Below are 3,069 nucleotides of genomic sequence, written 5' to 3' on the forward strand. Positions count from 1 at the left end.
AGAAAATTATTGTCCGCTTTTTTGGTCTAGGGAATTAGTTTTTTCCCAGACACTTTTTATATTCTAATTATTTTCTGCAAAAGCAGTATTTGCGGCAATTCTATCAAAGGTAAAGATATCTGCAAGAGAGTTTCCACCTAAACGGTTTCCTGCATGAATACCGCCTGCTACTTCACCTGCAGCGTAAAGCCCTTTAATTACATCACCTTTTTGATTGATGACGCGAGCCTTAGTATCAATCTTAAGGCCACCCATTGTATGGTGAATAGCTGGCTTACGTGGAGTTGCGTAAAACGGAGCTACTTCACACTTTAGGTTAAAGGCACTCTTGCCAAATTCTGGATCTTCACCAGCATCAACATAAGAATTATATTTTTTAATTGTATCTTCAAGTACTTCTGGCTTCATTCCGATTTGTTTTGCTAAGTCGGCTAAAGTATCTGCTCTGAAAAGCGTTCCTGCCTTCACCTGAGCGTCGATTGACTCTTGGGTAGTGTTATAGGCAGTGGCTTTAATTTTATCGTCAGCGATCAAATAGAAGAGCCCTCCGTTAGCAATTGCGGCTTTAGCTAACGTATCACGTTCTGCAAATTCATTTACAAAACGCTTACCTTCTTTATTTACCATAATGTAGTTTTCAGGTGGCGTCTGCAATCCAGTGAATAATTCACCAGTTTTTGGATCAGATACAGGCATTAGTTGAATAAAGCCCATGCCAACTAAATCTGCGCCAACTTCGGTACCAAGACCAATACCATCACCAGTAATGGCTGGAGAGTTTGTTGTAGGCATGTCATTATCAATATGCTTCCAGTAGGTATTGTATTTTTGAACCATCTTCATATTGGCGCCGAATCCACCTGAAGTTAAGATAACGGATTTAGCATGAACAGTGACTTTAGAGCCGTCGCTCTTTTCAGCAACCACGCCAACAACTCGGTCATTGTCTACTAGTAAATGCTTAGCACGAGTTTCAGTTAAAACAGTAGCACCATGATCTTTAATCCAGTCGCCTAAAACGTGGATATAAGCATAACCCATTGGTTCAACTGGCTTGTGACCTCTGCGCCAAAGAGCACCGACCGGCATCGTTACTTGACTATCGTCAAATTTTACTCCAAGATCCTTAAGCCATTTAACAGAATCAAGTGCGTTATCAACCAACTCTTTAACTAAAGCATAATTACCATGAATTTCATGTCCATTTAAATCGGTCCGCTTACCACCTACGTATGTTTGAATTTCATGCAATAATTTAGAATCAAATAAGTAATTTGCACCTGAATCAACATATTCTTTGATTTGCTTTTGTAAAGCTTCAAAGTCAGAACGATATTCTGGATCAATCTTTTCAATTGGAGTAGCTGCCAATTTTTCTAGATCTTCTTTTTCACCAGCCAAAGCCTTAAATTTCTTTTGCCACTCAGGTTCAGCTGCGTTCATTGGACCACCGGCACGAGTTGTATTACCACCAATTTGTGGGAATTTTTCAAGTACAACAACTTTTTGTCCATGTTGAATACTACGAGCAGCGGCAGCAAGGCCAGCACCACCAGCACCGATAACTACAACGTCAGTAGTATATTCTTCATCTTTTTTAGCGTGAGCTTCGGTAGGCTTAGCACGTTCTTTCCATTCTTGGGCATCACCACCGGCCTCAGTAATTGCTTCCGCAACTCCATCAATCACACCATGACTAGAAATAGTGGCACCGCTAACTGCATCAACATTTAAAGTTTGATTGTCGACAATTAATTTTGGCAAACGATTAAATACTTCGTCCGCAACGCCCTTAGTTTCACCACTTGCGTCAACATTAATATTTTCAATTTTATCTTCGGATAATTTAACCTGCATTGGCATGTAACTTGAACCATGCCCTTTTGCTTTTACGTCATATGTTCCTGGTTTCATAGTCATTTCGAATCTCCTTCTTTTTGTAAAGGCTTTCTTCTTTATTTTAATAAGAGATAATCGTTAGGTACAATAGTTTTCTAGCTAATGAGTTATAATAATTTTATTATTGGAGGTATTTATATGAACGATCCTGAAGCATTATTGCATTACCTTGACGTATTATTAAAAGAAAACAATTTTACTAAAGCGGCTCGCGAATTATATATTTCTCAGCCCTATTTAACTCAATTAATTAAGAGAATAGAGAAACGACTTGGTACGCAAATTATTAATCGTGATCACGTTCCTTTTTCTTTAACAGAAGCAGGGATGATTTATTACAAATATTTGGAAAACATCTCTTATAATGACCAACAATTAGAGCGTGAACTTGCGCCTTTTACTTAGCCAAATAAAGAAATCATTAAGTTAGGTATATTGGAAAGCTTAGGGTCGTTTTTGTTACCTCGACTTCTCCCACAATTTCTAAAAGAAAATCCAGAAGTTGAGATTCAATTATTTGAAGATTCTCCTCGTAAAAGTGAGACTAATTTACTTAATGGCGACATTGATTGCTACATCGGTCAGACTCCTAAAACTATTTCTGGCGATTTAACTTATTCAGTTAAAGACGGTGAACAGTACTATGTAGTCATTCCTCAAAATTCGCCCTATTTCCATTCTGGTAAGTTTATTTTGCAGCCAAATAGTCTGGACCTAAAAGAAATTTTACAGGCTCCAATGGTCTTAAGCGCCTCAGAATCAGCCATTCGTCATCAAGTCAATGGACTTTTTCAAAAATTTCATATTAAACCTAATATTGTCTTAGAAAGCAAAAGTATTATTACCGCAACGGAATTATCCTTACGTGGAGTAGGCTTAACTATTTCTTCAGCAAGTATTTTAACTAGGATGCGTCAAACCCCAATTAATCTATTACCTATCGACGAAAATCTAATTTATATTCAGTTTTTTATTGCAACTCAAAAAAATAAGAAATTATCTCCTGCATTGCAAAATTTAATTAATTGCTTTAAAGAACTTGATCTTAAAGCCAAAATATAAAAAGGTTGAGGAATATATTTTTCCTCAACCTTTTTATCTATTTAATTTCAACCGCACAAAAAAAGAGGCTCACTGCCTCCTTCTCTTGCGCTCCGGCTGTCAGACTCG

1 protein-coding gene and 1 pseudogene are annotated in these 3,069 nt (G+C 37.3%); one reads left to right on the top strand and one right to left on the bottom strand.

What is annotated here, in order from left to right; translation table 11 throughout:
* Window positions 1-63 precede the first annotated feature (63 nt).
* Entirely contained in the window at window positions 64-1,914 is a 1,851-nt protein-coding gene (locus RDN22_RS11165) for a flavocytochrome c (protein WP_308558145.1), read from the bottom strand.
* A gap of 123 nt (window positions 1,915-2,037) precedes the next feature.
* Here RDN22_RS11165 and RDN22_RS11170 point away from each other — a divergent pair.
* Window positions 2,038-2,961: pseudogene (locus tag RDN22_RS11170) on the top strand (LysR family transcriptional regulator).
* The last annotated feature ends 108 nt before the right edge of the window (window positions 2,962-3,069 follow it).

Source organism: uncultured Lactobacillus sp. (assembly GCF_902491705.1).
Taxonomy (GTDB): domain Bacteria; phylum Bacillota; class Bacilli; order Lactobacillales; family Lactobacillaceae; genus Lactobacillus.